Raw genomic sequence first — 17,488 nt, 5'->3', positions numbered from 1 at the left:
ATTATAATAATGAGCCAATAAAGAAATGCACACGTATCGGATGACTATCATCAGAAATACCTGAAGCTACATCAATCCGGATCGGGCCTATCGGTGATGCCCAGCGCACACCAAGACCGACACTGTATTCGGTGTCATTGCTAAAATCTGTATCATAAGCATTACCAAAGTCGCTGAATACTGCCGCACGCCAGCCTTCTTTAAATTGGTAATTGTATTCCATGGAGCCGACAGCTAAGGCTTGACCACCCACTTTAAAACCATCGACCACAGGTGACAAACTCTTGTAGTCAAAACCACGAATGCCTTGGTCTCCACCCGTGAAATAACGTAAGTTATAAGGGACTTTATTAAAGTCTGGGGTAAAGATATAACCGAGATCGCCACGTCCGACAAATTGGTGATTGTCATTTTCACCCAAGGAATAGATAAAACGCCAACCCGCGTTTACGATGGCCATATCTGCATCTGAAAGTAGGCTTTCGCTCCCCAATTGAATTTTATAGGTTTGTTTAATTCCTTTGCTTGGGTTGACCCGTTTATCACTGTCAATTCTAGAAATTTCATAGCCCAATAAAAGTGACTCTTGTTCTGGGTCATCATTGGCAATAAATGCATCAGGGATATCTGTTGCACTCGCTGTACCTTTTTGCGTTAAGCGGTCTAAACGGTAACGCACCCCATAAGTATGTTGCCAGTTCCCCATTGGGTTTTTAATGACACGGTCAGCCCCTGCAACTGCTGATTCTGTGAGTAAGTTTACGCCCTGTCCCACATCATCACGCACTTCACGCTCATACCCCCCCACGAGACTGATATAATCATTTAGTGGATGCTTATAGGGAATATTATAACGACCGTCGATAGACTGACGAATTTCTGAAAGCTCAAAGTTGGCGTCAAAAGAGTGACCACGTCGGTTTACAATGGCACGACGGTATTGCGCACGTAAACGCGCACCAGAGTCACTACCATAACCTGCGCCGACTTCTACACTGTTTAACTGGTCCGCATTTAAAGTAACTTTAACAGGAATTACTTTTGTTTCTCGAGCTTCCAGTTTTAAACGTTCTTCTTCACTTTCTTTGGTTTCTTGTGCGGTGCGAAGCGCTGCTTGTGCTTTGTTCTGCTCGGCATCATTGACACCGGCGAACTGTGCTTCGCTCACCACAGACTGTGTTACTTCACGATTTGAAACAACTTCTTTCCTCTCTTGGATCAAAGCATCTTGACTAGAAAGCTGTTGTTCATCGACCAATTGCTGTAAATCAGGGGGTAACTCGCGAATTCTTTCAACAGGGTCCGGTCGAACGGCATCTACCAAGCTGTAGTTAAAGTAACGTGAGTTGGTCAAATTATTGGCCAAACCATTAACACGCCAAAAGGTATAGTCCGCGCCAGGCTCCCAAGTCACTAAACTTTGCAAAACATCTAAATCAATAGGCAGTGGTTTGCTTGGGTCACTCATCACAAACTCAACACCGCCGAGTTTATAGCGTTCACCTGTTTCATAACGTAAGTTAATGTCTGCGGTATTTTGCGGCTGTTCAACTTTCACATCATGTAAGCGCCAGTAACTATCAAAGAAACCGTTATTGCTGGCCGCTTCATTAATTCGTGCTTTCGTCGACTCGTATAAGCCGTGGTGCAATACATCACCAACATCTTGTTCAGGTAAGACTTTAATCACTTGGAACTGCGGTAAGTACTGACCTGCACCACTAAACTCGATGTTTTGTTCTTCAATCCGCACAGGGTTATTCGGTACCACTTGAATGCGCACACGATTACTGCTGGTTTTTTCAAACTTAAACTCAGCATTATAAAACCCGACGGCTTGAGCAGCTTGGTTGGAAAGTGTCCGCAACTGTGGCAGTGCCGAAGGAAAGTCTTCAAAAGATTCTTCAGTAAAGCTCGAAACCTTGCCTTTAATATTTTCTTTTAAATTAACCAAAGCGGCCTGATACGCTTTATCGGATATTTCACCTTCATATTTCGCATTGATGATTTCGACATCCGCACTGATCCGCGGCACCTTTGCAGTATCTAATTCTCTTGGTGGTCGAATTTTATAAAGCATGCGTTTAAAGAAATTAGGTTCTTTGGCAATTTGCTCTTCAGCACTCATGCCAAAATCTAAAGTATTGCCTTCCGTGTTGGCTTCTACTGAAATTTTACTGTCTGCTTGAATGCTTTGCATCAGTTGATCAACATTGACTGGAGCTTGATTAATTTCCGCCATTTCCTGTTGAGTTGCATCGCTTAGCACCAACTCTGTCTTTTGGCCACTACGGTAAGCTTGAGCTTCTGCTTTCGCTTGCTCAGCTACCTGATAAATATCATTGGCCATACCTTGGTCAACTTGGACAGTTGGCAAGTCTTCAAGGTTATCAAACTCAATCGGTGCAAATTCAGGTAAATTTTTTAAAGCCATCTGCTGTTGTTGCAACATTTGCATACTGTCTGGAACCGTGGGCTGAACCACAGAATTTTCAACTTTTTTTAATTCGTCCGCACTGCCCATACCTTGGCGAATTGCTTCTTTTTTAATGTCTTCAGTGAATTGTGTAGAAATTTGTGGATCGACTTCCGCGTTACTTGGTTCAATCGCAACGGGTGTTTCAGCCAAAGCCGCTTGTGACAAAAGCGTTAAAAAGATACTCAGACACAAATATTTATTGTTATGATGCCACGGTATGAGAGAATTCATACTCAATGAAAGAGTCGACTTTTTAAATTGTGTTTTAGCAAGCATAGAAAACTCTAAATTTATTTAATCGTTATGGATTTGCTCTAATGAATTGTCACAAAAGAACTGAAATCTATTGATTATTTTACCCAATTTCAGGTTTTAAATATATTACATGATTTTATTGAACGTTTGAGCAATTAGTCACATTTCTTAATAAAACTTAATGCAGTGCAAAAGCATGAAAAACCATGAACATCTATTAAGTACCCGTCGTTTTCTTCCCATGTTTATTACCCAATTTTTTGGTGCTTTAAACGACAATGTCTATAAACAAGCTTTGCTTTTAGTCATTACTTATGGATGGATTAATCAACAAGCCGCGGATGTTAGTACCTTAAATAATTTAGCCGCGCTGTTATTTATTTTGCCTTACTTCATTTTTTCTGCAACTGCAGGACAAATTGCCGATAAGTTTGAGCGCTCACAACTCATTCGTAGCATCAAAGTTCTAGAAATTGTGATTATGCTCATCGGTTCCGCGGGTTTCTTGTTGGGCAATTTATGGCTGCTGCTCTTGGCTCTATTTATGATGGGCACACACTCCACCTTCTTTGGCCCCATTAAATACGCCATTTTACCTGAGATTCTAAAACCGAATGAACTCATGTCGGGCAATGCGCTATTTCAGTCGGGCACCTCCATTGCTATTTTAATCGGGATGATTTTGGGTGGCGCAGTCATTTCGGTTTCTCAAGGCAATCTTATTTGGATCAGCCTGACTGTCGTCATCATTGCCATTTTGGGTTATCTCTCCAGTCGATTTATTTTAAAACAGCAAGTCAGCTCACCCGAGTTAAAAATTGACTGGAATTTCTTTAGAACCAGTTTTCAAACACTCAAATATGCCAAAAGCCTCCCCCTCATCTTTATGATTTTACTGGGAAATTCGTGGTATTGGTTTTACGGCGCGACCTATCTCACCCAAATTCCACAGTTGACTCAACAAAACCTACATGCATCAGAAAATGTCGTCAGTCTTTTACTCACGTTCTTTTCTGTCGGGATTGGAGTTGGCTCCCTGCTGTGTCGTAGAATTGGTGGCTCTGAAGTGAATATTAAAATGGTGCCAATCGGTGCGATTGGGCTCACCCTATTTGCCTTTTACTTGGCTTTGAGTCTAGCTTTTGTACCTGAGCGTACAGGCGCGATGATGAATATCGCGGATATGTTTAACCACGGTGCAATTTACTACCATGTCATGCTTGCGGTGACCTTGCTCGGCATCAGTGGTGGTTTTTATATTGTGCCGCTATACGCCATGATGCAAGCCTATTCACCGCATTCACATCGTGCACGTGTTGTTGCCGCAAACAACATATTAAATGCGGTGTTTATGGTGTCTTCTGCTATATTTTCGATTATCATTTTAAGTGTTTTGAAGATTGATATTAAAATACTTTTCAGCATTACTGCTGTATTAAGTGCGGGCTTTACGCTGTGGTTGTTATATCGACTCAAACCCATGCTAAAAACTGTACAACCTGAGTTAGAGGACTAAAGTTATGCGTCATTACACTGGCATCGATAAATTTATCAATTCTTTTGATCAAGCCCTGCGTAGCTTAGTTCCAGGCACAACGTCTGCTCAACGTGAAAACCCAGGCAAGGCGGTAGAAACCCAACTCGCAGTGAGTGAAGCACGTCATGTTGCAGGTCTAATGCGGGTCAACCATAGTGGTGAAGTGTGTGCACAAGCGCTTTATCATGGGCAAGCTTTAACGGCAAAACTGCCGAATGTACGCCGCGAAATGGAACAAGCGGCGATTGAAGAACAAGACCATCTTGCATGGTGTGAAGACCGCTTAAAAGAGCTAGATAGCCATACCAGTCTGCTCAATCCAATCTGGTACGGCTTATCCTTTGGCATGGGTGCAATCGCAGGCATTGCAGGCGATAAATATAGCTTAGGTTTTGTTGCAGAAACTGAACGCCAAGTGAGCCTGCATTTACAGCATCACATCAGCCAACTCCCTGCTCAAGATGACCGTTCACGCAATATTCTTGTGCAAATGAATGAAGATGAATTACACCATCGTGATACAGCACTGAATGCTGGCGGAGTCGATTTACCGATTCCTGTCAAAATCACCATGACGGCTATATCAAAACTCATGACCAAGACCAGTTATTTTATTTAAACCACAATGGTTTGAACCAATAAAAAAGCAGTGGTGTTCCACTGCTTTTTTATTGACTTAATGCTGAGTTATTCCACAACGATCGGCAGTAATAAAGTATTACCTACTTGCTTTAAATTCGCCGTATATTTTGACGCTAGTGATGGATTGGATGGATAGTTTTTCCCATTGTACTTCAGTATGACCTGTCCTAAACCTCGGGTATAGACCGATAAATCACGCCAACCTTGGGTTTGAGTACTTAAAGCATAAATCGGTGTAGATGAAACAGTCATTTTGCTATGCGGTTGGAAACTCCCATCTGCAAGACCTTTAAAGACCAGCAACGTACAGCCACCTGAACCACACCACTCCATCCCACTTAATAGCACCACGGCATCATCGATTCCGTCTTGGTTTAAATCATATAGGCTAGTTTGATAATCCGATTGATCTTGGGTATAGGCCTGAACAGCTAGTTTTAACCCTTGTTTTTCAGTCGTTTGAGATACACTCGTTTTATCCATAGCAGTTGTCGCTGTCATTTTGGACGGAGTTGAATGACAGCCCGCTAGAAACACTGCTAAAGAAAGAGCACTCAAAATTTGTATTTTCATGAAAATAGCTCGCTGTGAATTGTGTTTTATGAGCATGTTAAGCCAGTTCAACTGCCAATCACACTTCGATATGTTATTTGGTTTCCAAGCAGCTTACCGTTGGAAATGTATGCGTTTGATGTTGAAATGCATTATCCTTCCACACATCGAACATTGGAATTTTCACATCTAAAGCCAAAGGCAATTTTTTGGGATTGAACTGCATATGTTCTAAGTTTTCACCCCATGCAATCAAATCGACATCCAGTGAAATCTGATGTGATGGACGGACACGCCCAGATGTGGCTTCCATATTTTTCAGCAATACCGAAATATCGGCAACGGACAAAGACGATTTCAGCAAACAGGCTGCATTCCAATAATCTGCCCCAACTCCATCACGGCATGGAATTAAATAAATGTTCGAAAATTGCAGTTGCCCAATTTTAGCAAGTTGCTCAGAGGCATATAAAAAATGTTGCTTTGGATTATTATTACTCGCCAGAGCTAGGGCGAAAATCGTTTCGGTGGCGTTCAAGACGAATTCCTACAGAATTTGCTTGCGCGATAATGGCAGGCTTACGGATGGTAATATTAATCGATTCAATCGCATGAAAGGTAGAAAAAAGTGCGTTGATGACCAATTTTGCTGCATGTTCAATCAGCTCAGGCTTAGTATCTTGAATGACCTTTGCTGCAATTTCACAAATTTCAGCATAATTTAAAGTATGGTCTAAGTCATCTGAGTTTGAAGCTTGTTCCAAATCTGTTTGAATAATCATATCCAACATTAAAGGCTGAATAATCTGACGTTCCCAGTTAAAGCAGCCAACCACTGTTTCAACTTTTAAGCCTTCAATGATAATTGCGTCCACATTATTACCTTTAACAGATTTTGACATTTTAATCCCTGTCTTAGGAAACTATGTTTTTCATCCCCTAAACAGGAAAGCATTTTTCAGTCCCTCTTTTAAAAGAAGGACTGAAAGGGATTTTTTGGTGAGTGTGCTTCAAAAGAACTTAGTTTTTTAATAACACATTTGGGTCCATAGTTTGCACCATTTGCAAACGCTGGTCAGCATAGATGTCGGTATACGGTGCAAGAATGCGCATGAAACGATCAAAATACAGCATCTGTTTAAATAACAAGGCAAAATCACGCGGGAAGCGAATCCCGTGGCGCTCGCCCACTGCGACCATATCCATCATGATGTCATTCAAATCTGCTGGGTTTGAACTAAGCAACTCTTGCGGATCTGCCAACAACACACCACTAAATAAACGTTCAAGATCTGCGGCCAACACCTGAGTATCAATCTTCACTGCGGTCATGCCCATTCCCAGCATATTTTCCGCCATGAGTGCATAATCTGTTTTTTGCAAGGCATCCATAAACGCGATGCAAGCTGTCCATACTTCAGGTTTCAACTGTCCCACAATTCCGAAATCAATAAAACCGACACGACCATCATCAAGCAGCATCAGGTTTCCAGCATGTAAGTCAGCATGGAAGCTATTACACATCATCAGGCTACCAAACCATGTGTTCATGGCAGTAATCAGGACTTGTGAAGGATCTTTACAGCGCTTTTTAACAACTTCAAAATCAGTCAGTGGTACGCCGTAAAGACGCTGCATAGTCAGCACACGGCGAGTCGAATATTGGTGATAGACCTTAGGTGCCATCGCCTTATGGTTTTGCGTGATATTGAGATAGTTCACAAAGTCATCCAGATTACTGGCTTCTTCAATAAAATCGACCTCGCGAACCATGCGGGTTTTGATTTCTTCTACAATATCTGCAAGCGATGCAAATTTGACTTTAGGCACTGCTTTTTCTAAAACCTTGGTAGCCCAGTGCAGAACATTTAAGTCGGTATAGAGAATGGTTTCTACACCTGGCTTTTGTACTTTAATCACCACATCTTCACCCGTCACCAGCTTCGCGGCATGAACTTGGGCAATAGACGCTGAAGCTAACGGCGTTTCATCAATCGATGCAAAAATCTCAGACAGATTTCGGCCTTCAAACTCAGAAGCTAAAACCCCTTGTACATAACTAAACGGTAAAGATGGAGTTTGGTCTAAACAGCCTTGAAACTCTTCAACATATTCACGTGGAAAAAGTGAAGGTGTACTCGCAATAAATTGCCCCAACTTGATATAGGTTGAACCCAGAGACTCAAAGGTTTCACGCATCAATTTGGCATTACTTGGTTTTTCAGTGGCGTACTTAATACCCGCACGCGCTGCAATGACTGCTGTTTCCCCAACACGGGCCACAGATCGCAGTCCATCTAAAAAGATATTGTTTTTCATAATATCGGTCAAAAATAAATTGTATTAAGTGTATCAAAGAATGAAAAAATTGTAGGCTTATCTTGCCTGACAAACGGGACAATCTGTATCTTTTTCGAAAGCAAGCAAACGTTGTTTCATACTTAAGCCATCCCAAAGTAACAAGCGTTGTTTGAGTGCAGTCACATTTAAACCCAAATATAAAAGTGCATGATGCGCTTGAAGACTGGCCATCACGTTTGGCGTGGTGGCGAGAACACCTGAATCTGCACAGCGTAGGCTTTCATTCGCATGTTCTTCTTTCGGGAACAAGCATTCATAGCAAGCGGACTCACCTTCCACCATAAACAGTTGCCCTTGAAAACCAATGGCCGATGCACTGATGAGTGGAATATTGGCCACTTTACACTGCTGATTGACCAAATACCGTGTCGTAAAATTATCACAGCCATCGAGGACTAAGTCTTGACCTGCAATTAAACTAGCTGCATTGGTTGTATCAAGTTTTACAGCATGCGCATGAACTTTGATGTAGGGATTGATCTGCTTTAAACGCTGGGCCAAAACCTCTGCTTTATAAAAACCGACATTGTTTTCTACATAGGCAATCTGTCTTTGGAGATTGCTCACTTCGATGGTATCGGCATCTATCAAGCTGATTTGCCCTACGCCAGCACGTGCCAATAACTCCGCAGTCATACAACCAATGCCACCACAGCCTACGATGAGTACATTGGCCAACTTGAGTTTTTCTTGTGCCTCTATATCCCATCCGTCCAATAAAATCTGGCGGCTATAGAGATGCATTTCAGCATTACTCAGTTCTAGACTTTCATCTAACTCGTCCATGATTCAGCCTTTCGCTAAAGAAAATGTTGATGGCGAATTATAACCATGAAACCAAGGTTAGCTATGCACAAATTCAATAAATGCTATGAGCTTTAGATGGCTCAACTTTTTCATTTTTAAGTAATGGAGATTGAATCATAATAGTTGCCTAGTTAAATTTTCTTAGGCTATTTATACATCTAACTATATTTCTAGCGGTGTTCCACAAGTTACGTCCCGCTATAAATGAAGAAAAGAAAAAGCCAGCCCATTTAGAACTGACTGGCTTTAACCCTAATTAGAGTTCAACAAAAAAATGATACTCGGAAAACGTCATCTGTAACCGGCATGGTATAAGCAAGATAATGTTTCTTCAATATATTTTAACAAGTCCAAGAAAAGAACAGGTTTTGCAGATGACCATGGTTTTGCCTACTTTTGCCGAAACAAAAGCAGGATGAGCCGCAGGCTAATGACGAAATTGGATGAAAATTCGATAAAACTCCGCCAAGATAATTTTTTTCAATCGGTTAGATCAACAATTACTGCGAATTCGACTTACCACTAAGACCCTTTTATTTTTAAATTAAATTGCAGCTTGTAAGGTTTGTATCTTTGCCACTTCTTGCTGTTTCAGTAAATTACGTTGAATTTTGCCAGTCGACGTTTTCGGCAAGCTTTCAACAAACTCAATTTCTTTCGGATACGCATGTTTAGATAAACGTGAACGCACATAGGCTTGGAGTTTGCTATCCAACTCTTTAGAGGCTTGGTACTGTGGCTTTAGCACCACAAAAGCTTTCACCACTTCAGTGCGCTCTAGATCAGGCTTACCAATCACAGCTGACTCGAGTACTTCCGCACACTCAAGCAAAGTACTTTCGACATCAAAAGGTCCAACTCGATAGCCTGACGTTGTAATGACATCGTCAGCACGCCCAACAAAGTCGATACCACCAATTTCATTCAGCTTGACCGTATCACCTGTTAAATAATACTGTCCCACAAAGGACTTACGATTATTGCCACCATAGCCTTTAAACCATGTCAGTGGTGACTGGCTAAAGTCTATAGCTAGCATTCCTATTTCACCGCGCTTCACTTCTTGGTGGTTGACATCAAGCACAGCAAAGCGGTGTCCAGGATTGGCAAAGCCTGCCGAACCAACCTTTTTCTCATGCTCCAATGCATGATGGTTCGCAATCACCATGCCCAACTCAGTTTGTCCATACTGGTCATAAATGTTGACGTTCAAATCATTATTAAACCAATGAATCACTTCTGGGGTCAAAGGCTCCCCCGCGCTACTGACGGCGCGCAAGTGGGTTTTAATTGAAGGATCAAACTTTTCTTTAAAACCAAAGAACATCCGAAAAGCCGTAGGCGAACCCGTTAAATTACTGACGCGATACTTTTTAATGACTTCAACCGCATGATCGACGCTAAATGCACGCTCATCCATAATGATGCTATGCCCCAAGCTGAGCGGGCCTGTAATACCGTAGTACAACCCATAAGCCCAGCCCGGATCGGCTAAATTCCAAAATGAATCGTCTTCTCTTAAATCGACTGCATGTTGCATATAACCCTTAAACGCCAAAACCGCTTTTAAAGGGACAGGCACTGATTTCGCCAAACCTGTGGTGCCTGAGGTAAACATCATCAGAAAATCATCATCAAAGCTACCTAAAACAGCTTCACATTGATCAGACTGTTGTTTTGCTTCCTGCCAAAAATCAGCTTCATTGCTGGCTAAGTTTGTTCCCGCATTCACGGTAAGGATATGTTTGACTTCGACGTGATTTAGCTTTGGACGTTGCTCTGCATTGGTCACAATCAATTTAGTATTCGCAGTTAAAACTCGATGTTCAATCGCCTTCGACTCAAAAGCAGTAAACAAAGGCTGATAAATCGCACCGATCCGCCATGTTGCTAAAATCGTAATCAGCAGTTCAGGCGTACGCGGTAACAGCCCTGCGATACAGTCCCCCACTTGAATCCCGATCTTTTTAAAATAATTTGCCAACTGTGCTGAGGCAACATCGAGCTGTTCAAAACTCCATTGCTCTGACTCACCATTTTTTCCTTCCCAGATGAGTGCTGTTTTTTGTAACCCGACATAACGCTGACAGCACTCAATATAGGCATTTATTGCATTGGGTTGGCCGACCAATTGTTCCTGAATCAGTTGCTCATAGTTAAATTCTTGGTGGGCTTGTTCTAATGTCTTCATCACGACAACCTCGTATTATCCATTTTTTTAAGGCCAAATCCACTTTGGCCGTCCATGTTCTTTATCGTTTTAAGCGTTGAACTGACCTCATTGTCAGTTCTATATTATTTGAAAACCTAGAGCAGCTCAGCTGCTCTATTTAATGACTGTACTTAACCGCTGTACCTAGATAACCATGTTTTAAATGCACCTACAATTTCCAAATCCCTCAATGAAAGTGCAGGCTTTGAACATCGACCAAGGTCTAAAACTGAGTCGACTTAAACCTTGGTGACTTCACGTGCAATGACAAGACGCTGGATATCAGATGCCCCTTCATAAATCTGGCTCACACGGACGTCCCTATAAATTCGTTCAACAGGAAAATCTGAAACATAGCCATAGCCACCATAAATTTGAATAGCATCAGAACAAACACGCTCTGCCATGGTTGAGGCAAACAGTTTGGCCATAGAGGCTTCTTTTAAACACGGCAATCCTGCATCCTTCAAAGTGGCTGCATGGAAAATTAACTGACGTGCAGCTTCAATGTGCGTCGCCATATCGGCTAAACGAAAAGCAACTGCCTGATGTTGTACAATTTCAACACCAAAGGCTTTGCGGTCATTGGCATATTCAACTGCTGCATCTAAAGCGGCTCGAGCCATACCCACTGATTGCGCTGCAATACCAATACGTCCTGACTCCAAATTCGAAAGCGCAATTTTGTAGCCCTCACCTTCCGCACCTAGCAAATGATCTGCCGGAATGCGGCAGTTCTCCAAAACAATGGTTGCCGTATCCGAACAGTGCTGCCCCATCTTTTCTTCTATACGAGAGACAATATAGCCTTCGGTATCGGTTGGGACTAAAAAGCAAGAAATACCTTTCTTCCCCGCAGCTTTGTCTGTGACTGCAAAAACCAAAGCGACTTGTGCATGCTTTCCTGTGGTAATAAATTGTTTGGTTCCATTCAGCACCCACTCATCGCCCTCACGAACAGCTTTACACTCCAACGCACCTGCATCTGATCCTGCTTGTGGTTCAGTGAGACAAAAGCACCCCAACCACTCACCTGTGGCAAGCTTGCTTAAATATTTCTGCTTTTGCGCATCAGTTCCATAACGCTGGGTAATGCCACACGGCAGTGAGTTTTGCACACTGACAATGGTCGAAATCGCACCATCACCTGCTGCAATTTCCTCAAGTGCTACCACCAGTGAAATATAATCTAAGCCTGCACCACCCCATTCAGGTGAAACAGTCATACCCAAAGCACCTAACTCACCCAGCTCTTTAAGTTCTTGCGCAGGAAACTGTGCCGTTTTGTCACGTTCAGCTGCAGTTGGTTTCAGTTTTTCCTGCGAATAACTACGCAGCATATCCTGAACCATTTTTTGTTCTTCATTTAAAAGCATGGAGTATCCCTTCTCTATTCAGGTTATTAAATTTAATAAATATTTGATACACGGCGACCCATTCGCAACCTGAAAGCCTTTCAAAAGATAATGTTTCTGCGAGAAAGTAGTCTGTAAATTCAATAGAACAGGTTTTGTGAATGGAGATGGTTTTGCCTACTTTTTTCGAAAGAATAGTAGGTCGAACCGAAGGTTATAAGAAGCCATTACTTATCGACGCAAAGACTTCGTCATAAACTCAAGGATCACAAGTCAAAATAGATTATTTAGGCTGCATACGAATCGCGCCATCTAAACGAATCACTTCACCATTCAAATAACTATTTTCAAAAATATGCCCCACAAGCTGAGCAAACTCTTCAGGTTTTGCCAAACGCTTCGGAAATGGCACCATTTCACCCAACGCATCTTGTACATTTTGCGGCATCGCCTTCAACATTGGTGTTTCCATAATGCCCGGAGCAATAGTCATCACTCGAATTTTTTCACGTGCTAGCTCGCGTGCCAGTGGTAAAGTCATCGAGACAACAGCACCCTTAGAGGCTGCATAAGCAGTCTGTCCAATTTGTCCATCATAGGCTGCAACTGAAGCTGTATTCACAATCACACCGCGTTCTTCTTCACCAGCTTGAAGTTCATATTTCGCGATTAACTGCGCAGCAAAACGCAGCATATTAAAAGTACCTGAGACATTGATGTTTAATACTTTTTGGAATAACGCCAGTTCATGAATACCATCACGACCCAACACTTTGGCTGAAGGTGCTACACCCGCACAGTTCACCAAACCATTCAATTGCCCATATTCCGCCTCGACTTCTTGAAAGAAACTTTGCACAGCCTGCTCATCAGTAACATCGAGGCTTTTAAACTGAGCATTTTCACCCAACTCACGCTGTAGCTCTGCACCTAAAGCTTGATTCATATCCACCAAAATGACTTTCGCACCTTGCTCAATCAAATGACGTGCTGTCGCTGCACCTAAACCCGATGCACCACCAGTGACGACAAAAACCTTCCCTTGAATCTTCATTTATTTTTCCTTGTATGATTGAATGCTACGACTTAAGAAGAAATGTAAACACAGAAGCACTTGAGTACAATTTCCAAATATTGCATCTTCCATGATGGTTTTGGACAATGCTCAAAATGCACAATAAAAATATGGAAGCCACTATGACTGCATCGGAACATGCAAACGCCCAGAAAGATTCCATTTCAATTGCTTTGGTACACGAAGCATTGTTTGAAGCTGAAAAGCAGGGATATGCAGTTGCTGATATTTTGAAAAATGCAGGCATCAATAGCGAACTGTTAAGTGCGACAAAAGCACGGGTCTCAGTCAATCAATATGCACAGCTCTGGACTGAACTGGCCAATGTCATGAATGATGAGTTTTTTGGAATGGATTGCCATGCTATGCGCCGTGGCAGTTTTCAGTTTTTATCCAAATCACTATTACACACTACCCAGTTAGATCAAGCCATTCAGCATATTTTGCAATTTATGAATTTGATGTTAGACGACTTTAGTAGCCAACTCATGGTGCAAGAACATTATGCTTATATTGTGATTTATGAACGACAACAACCCAAGCGTATATTTAGTTACGCAACTTACATCATGCTGATTCATGCGCTGATGTGTTGGCTAGTGGGTCAACGGGTGATTTTGAATCAAATTCAACTCAAATGTGATGCACCTACAGATGACATCGATTACAAAGTTCGTTTTTGTGAAAATATCCAGTATCAAATGGCTGAAAACTATATTCAGTTCGATGCCAATTATTTAAAAATGCCCATAAAACAGGACAGTAAATCGTGGTATCAATTTATTCAACAAACCCCACATATTTTACTGACCCGTTATAAAAACCCACATTCAACCAGTGCCCAAATTCGTCGCTATTTAATGCAAGAACCCCCGATACAGTGGCTTGAACTGTCTGAAATTGCCCATCATTTCAATATGTCTGAGGCAACAATTCAGCGTCGACTGAAAAGTGAAGGTTTCAGTTATCAACAGCTCAAAAATGATATACGCCGTGATATGGCGATTGAGCTACTCAGCAACAGCCAAGTATCATTACAAGACATTAGCACTGAACTCAATTTTCATGATCCGAGTGCTTTCCATCGTGCTTTTAAAAAATGGACAGGCGTCAGCCCCGGCGCTTATCGTCAAAATAAGGACGCTTAATTTCAGTCGATTGATATAGGTGGCAATGAGACGCTCATGCTCTTTCCACATAATAAATAACCAACCCATAAAATTTTCTCGTTCAAGTTAAACCTTATCATCCAACTGTTCAGGCTTGGGTTTTGATTTGCAAAATGAAATGTCAACAGAGCTTATAAATTAAATTGAATTTTTGATGCTCATTCATCGGAAAATCAGGGTGCTGTCGCACTTTGTCACTGACTTAAAAAAATTACCTGCCATAGTGATCTCGTCATATTGTTTTACACAATATTGAATAAAAACATCATGGAGGGAACACATGAGCACCCAATTAAATAAAAACTTAATGAAAAATATCGGATGGTTATCATTATTGCTGTGCAGTCAGCAAGTGATAGCAGACTCATACATTTATGTGACCAATACCACCCCAGAAACGGTATCCGTCAATATTAATCATCATGGTACACGCACCTTAACTCAGGGGAGTCAATGGGCTCAAGAAGCCACCCAAATTGCACCTTATGAAACCAAACGTGTACTGCGTTTTAACCGTTATACTGGGGTAAAGTCAGGTCAAACTTATAATTTTGATACCGTGATTACAGGCGGTGGTTCCAGTGTCACCCTGAAGCAATCTATGACTGGCAATTAGTCTGGCAGTGATATTAAACACTCTGCATCTGGCAGTGATTTCTCTGCACCATGGTTTAACGATCGTAACATTCAGCGCTTCAACACCAATTATGCAGGAAAAGCAGCGCAGACTGCTTTTAAAGCTGAATACACTGGTGGTTATGACGACTTCCACTACACTATCCATCAAAATACCGTGCCAGAACCCGTTGTCAGCAGTGCCGATGAGTTTAAAGTTTTAACCTACAATATTTATGCTCTTCCTTTAGTGGCAAGTAAAATTGATTCGCGTTTAGAACAACTGCCGCAAAACCTAAAAGGCTACGACGCGATCTTATTCCAAGAAACCTTTGCTTCTGGTCGTACCGCCATGTTGGCCAAATTAGCGCAGGAATATCCGTACCAAACTTATATTCCAATCGGTTCAGGTTTCAATATCTATGACAGCGGCATATTGGTTGCAAGTCGCCATCCAATTGTAAAAACGGATCATTTTATTTACCCGAGCTGTACAGGCATTGACTGTTTTGCCGATAAAGGCGTGATTTATGCTGAAATTCTCAAGAATGGCAAAGCCTATCATGTAACCTCCACGCATACCGCATCGTTTGATACCGACGCGGCACGTGATATGCGCCAGCAACAATTTAAGCAAATCCGCGCTTTGGTCGATAAGCAAAATATCCCGTCATTTGATGCAGTGCTCATGGGCGGTGACTTTAATGTCAACAAACTCCTGTGGCCACAAGATTATGCTCAAATGCAAATTAACTTGAATGGTACAGTACCAGTCAGCACAGGATATACCGCATCGAACTTCGATCCACGAGTGAATAAACTCGCAGGTGCAGGACTTACGGGTGGCTCTACCGTAGAGTATTTAGACTACGTGGTGTCATCCAATAACCACCGTCAGCCTATGCAAGCACGTAATGATGTCCGCATTCTTCGCTCGGCTGCCGACCCCGTATTTATGACTTGGGACTTATCTGACCACTTCCCAGTAATGGGTCAATTCCAATACAACCCATAAGGAAGAACAATGAAGCGCTTTGGGGTTAACGCTTTGGTGCTGAGTATATTGGTGATCGGTGTGGTGATATGGTTGGGCCTTGGCTCATCATATGCCACATCAGGTCAAACTCAGGCATCTTCACCGTCCCTTACAGAGACTGCTCAACCCAGCAGTTTGCAAGAGAAGCTTGCCGCTGCAAACAATGACGAGTCAAAAATGCAGCAACAACAGCAACAAGAATCCATCCAACAAATGATTCAACACTTTCAAAAAAATCCAGGCAATATCACACAATTATTAAACCAGTTACAACAAAACTGCCCCGATACTAACTGTCAGGCTTTATTAAAACAGGTTTTGGCCGAATGTCCAGATCAGCAGTTTGCCCAGACTTTAAAACAATTGATAGAACGTCTACCACTGTATGAAAAAGAAATGCAGGCTAAAACCATGTCCACACAAATGACACCGCAACAGCGTTATCAGGAAATTTGGAACTTACGTGAACAGACTTTAGGTAAGCAAGAAACACAACTCGGCTTTGCTGAAGAAAAAGAATTTGCCAGCTATCAGTTTGCTTATGGTGAACTCTTGGGCCGAGCACCGCAGATGACGCTACAACAACGTCTGAATGAACTTGCGCAATTACAGCAACAATACAAAAACCCGAGCAAAAATATTGATGGTCAAAGTGGTAGTTACGATAAAGCCCTTAAATTGGCGTTAATTGGCGTCACCGACCCAATACAACAGCAAGAAATTACCCAACAAATTCGTAACAGCTACTTTTCAGGCAAAGAAGCGGCGCAGTTGGCTGAACGCGAACAACAAGTCGCTCGACAACAACAACAGATCGCCAGTTATCAATCTGAACTTGCTGCTCTAAACCAAGAAATGAACCAACAAAAACAAAACTTAGCTGAAAGTGCATGGCAACAGCAATATCAACTCCGTCTAGAACAACTGAGGCAAAAGCACTTTAACTAGTGGCTTAAACGTTCATCATTCTCCACATCAAACAAAGACAGCTAAAACAAGGTGATATACCTCATGTTGCTTTAGCATGTCCTTATAAATTGCAATTCCACAATGTTTTGAGTTCACATCAGTGATGCGTAAAATAAAGAGCACTGCAATGATAATTTAAATAAAGTTATTATAATTCAATAAATTAGGTAAAAATAAAAGAACTTTTTGATTAAAACTCCACAATATTTTACATTGAATACTTCTGTTTGATCGATCCGAGTCCATTAGAACAATAGTGTAAAATTTAAACAGGCACTCTATTCAATAAATTTAGGCTTTTCATTCACTTAACAAATCCATCTTTCATTTATCGGAATCTATTTGCAAAAAGTTCCAAAATGGATTATTTTTCAACCAATTTTAAAGCATTCTTTAATGCTTATTTTCCGGCTGTACTCCCCCT

Annotated in this window: 13 protein-coding genes and 1 pseudogene; 5 read left to right on the top strand and 9 right to left on the bottom strand. The window is 41.7% G+C overall.

Annotated elements, in window-relative coordinates; translation table 11 throughout:
- Position 1: 1 nt before the first annotated feature.
- Positions 2-2,755 (bottom strand): autotransporter assembly complex protein TamA, encoded by a 2,754-nt coding sequence (locus tag F986_RS14960; RefSeq protein ID WP_004696508.1) that lies wholly within the window; start codon positions 2,753-2,755, stop codon positions 2-4.
- A 175-nt stretch (positions 2,756-2,930) separates the two neighbouring features.
- On the opposite strand from F986_RS14960, the gene F986_RS14955 reads away from it, so the two are divergent.
- Positions 2,931-4,250: an MFS transporter gene (locus F986_RS14955; protein ID WP_004696506.1), complete on the top strand. Its 1,320-nt coding sequence runs from the start codon at positions 2,931-2,933 to the stop codon at positions 4,248-4,250.
- A 4-nt stretch (positions 4,251-4,254) separates the two neighbouring features.
- Entirely contained in the window at positions 4,255-4,890 is a 636-nt protein-coding gene (coq7, locus tag F986_RS14950) for a 2-polyprenyl-3-methyl-6-methoxy-1,4-benzoquinone monooxygenase (protein WP_004696505.1), read from the top strand.
- Positions 4,891-4,958: 68 nt separating this feature from the next.
- Here the strand turns inward: coq7 and F986_RS14945 are convergent, their stop codons facing one another.
- The 8 genes from F986_RS14945 to F986_RS14910 form a co-directional block, all read right to left on the bottom strand.
- Positions 4,959-5,396, bottom strand: coding sequence for a hypothetical protein (locus F986_RS14945; RefSeq protein WP_017396992.1), 438 nt, complete (start codon positions 5,394-5,396; stop codon positions 4,959-4,961).
- 163 nt (positions 5,397-5,559) lie between these two features.
- A complete protein-coding gene (locus tag F986_RS14940; protein WP_004696501.1) occupies positions 5,560-6,003 on the bottom strand; it encodes a 2-amino-4-hydroxy-6-hydroxymethyldihydropteridine diphosphokinase in 444 nt (147 codons plus the stop codon).
- Positions 5,960-6,340 carry a dihydroneopterin aldolase gene (gene folB, locus F986_RS14935; protein ID WP_026056477.1) on the bottom strand — a complete coding sequence of 127 codons (381 nt, stop codon included), beginning with the start codon at positions 6,338-6,340 and terminating at the stop codon, positions 5,960-5,962. Before folB ends, F986_RS14940 begins: the two co-directional genes overlap by 44 nt.
- Positions 6,341-6,485: 145 nt before the next feature.
- The gene (locus F986_RS14930; protein ID WP_004696496.1) at positions 6,486-7,784 is read right to left on the bottom strand and encodes an ABC1 kinase family protein; all 1,299 of its coding nucleotides are present in this window, start codon (positions 7,782-7,784) and stop codon (positions 6,486-6,488) included.
- A 57-nt stretch (positions 7,785-7,841) separates the two neighbouring features.
- Positions 7,842-8,612, bottom strand: coding sequence for a HesA/MoeB/ThiF family protein (locus F986_RS14925; protein WP_004696494.1), 771 nt, complete (start codon positions 8,610-8,612; stop codon positions 7,842-7,844).
- Positions 8,613-9,177: 565 nt separating this feature from the next.
- The gene (locus F986_RS14920) at positions 9,178-10,824 is read right to left on the bottom strand and encodes an AMP-binding protein (RefSeq protein WP_004696493.1); all 1,647 of its coding nucleotides are present in this window, start codon (positions 10,822-10,824) and stop codon (positions 9,178-9,180) included.
- A 260-nt stretch (positions 10,825-11,084) separates the two neighbouring features.
- Positions 11,085-12,221, bottom strand: coding sequence for an acyl-CoA dehydrogenase family protein (locus F986_RS14915; protein ID WP_004696491.1), 1,137 nt, complete (start codon positions 12,219-12,221; stop codon positions 11,085-11,087).
- Positions 12,222-12,483: 262 nt separating this feature from the next.
- Positions 12,484-13,254, bottom strand: a complete 771-nt coding sequence (locus tag F986_RS14910) for a 3-hydroxyacyl-CoA dehydrogenase (RefSeq protein WP_004696490.1) — start codon at positions 13,252-13,254, stop codon at positions 12,484-12,486.
- A 143-nt stretch (positions 13,255-13,397) separates the two neighbouring features.
- On the opposite strand from F986_RS14910, the gene F986_RS14905 reads away from it, so the two are divergent.
- The 3 genes and pseudogenes from F986_RS14905 (at position 13,398) to F986_RS14895 (ending at position 17,043) form a co-directional block, all read left to right on the top strand.
- Positions 13,398-14,423 (top strand): AraC family transcriptional regulator, encoded by a 1,026-nt coding sequence (locus F986_RS14905; protein ID WP_004696487.1) that lies wholly within the window; start codon positions 13,398-13,400, stop codon positions 14,421-14,423.
- Between the two features lie 328 nt (positions 14,424-14,751).
- Positions 14,752-16,074, top strand: a pseudogene (locus tag F986_RS14900) (sphingomyelin phosphodiesterase).
- A gap of 9 nt (positions 16,075-16,083) precedes the next feature.
- Positions 16,084-17,043, top strand: coding sequence for a hypothetical protein (locus F986_RS14895; RefSeq protein WP_004696479.1), 960 nt, complete (start codon positions 16,084-16,086; stop codon positions 17,041-17,043).
- The last annotated feature ends 445 nt before the right edge of the window (positions 17,044-17,488 follow it).

The sequence above is a fragment of the Acinetobacter johnsonii CIP 64.6 genome (genome assembly GCF_000368045.1).
Lineage (GTDB): Bacteria > Pseudomonadota > Gammaproteobacteria > Pseudomonadales > Moraxellaceae > Acinetobacter > Acinetobacter johnsonii.
Note: the sequence above shows the minus strand (reverse complement) of the source record. Positions and strands in the feature narration are given on the sequence as shown.